The following is an 800-nucleotide window of genomic DNA, read 5'->3' on the forward strand; positions in this document are numbered from 1 at the left end:
GTGCGCAAGGATAAAAAGTTGGAACCTCAACGAGAATTTATTGTGCAAATAGGCATTTTAGATGATTTCCAGACAAATCGAGCAGATGGTTCTTCTACTGGCATATCGAAACAACAAGCTGAACAAAATCGAGTGATTGCCAATAAAATTTTGGTTCAGTATTACAAGGAGTTTCAAGAGAGAAACCCTAATTTGGCTGTTTATAATGCTGTTATTCATAATGACGAAATAAGTCCGCACCTGCACTTGAATATTGTGCCGGTTGCTGAAGGTTATAAACGGGGTGTTCAAAAGCAGCCGAGCTTTAATAAAGCACTGGTTCAACAAGGGATACACGCTGATAAAGATAATGGTCGAGTGCTTTTCAATAATTTTAGAAATCAAGAAGTTGACTCTATAGAACGATTAATGAATGATTACGGTTGGAAAAGGGATATTGTCGGTACCAACAAAATTAAAGATATTCACGAATACAAAGAAATCATGAGTGAAATTTCTGAATTGCGCCAAACGGCTGTAAAAGAGCGTGAGAGCGTTTCTGATGAGTTGAGGTATATTTCTAGGCAAAGAGAAGAAAACGAGCGTGAGAAGGCTCTGATGGCTTCTGAGAGAGCGAAGATTGAAGAAGAGAAGAAAAATATGCTGAATGTAAAAAAAGAGATGGCGGTCATTTTCCAAAAAGATATGGTTCCTTTAGAAAGTTTCAAGAGGCTTCCTGATGGTTCGTATCATTTATCTGGGAATGATTTTGTTGATTTGTATCAACGAGCTACGAGAGCAACAAATGCCAAGAGAAATGC

Annotated in this window: 1 protein-coding gene; it reads left to right on the forward strand. The window is 37.9% G+C overall.

Going from position 1 to position 800, the window contains the following annotated elements; translation table 11 throughout:
• Positions 1–800: plasmid recombination protein (locus EGK63_RS16235; protein WP_207896412.1), on the forward strand; the 800-nt coding region annotated here is incomplete at both ends.

The sequence above is a fragment of the Brevundimonas sp. 357 genome, assembly GCF_003938605.1.
Taxonomy (GTDB): domain Bacteria; phylum Pseudomonadota; class Alphaproteobacteria; order Caulobacterales; family Caulobacteraceae; genus Brevundimonas.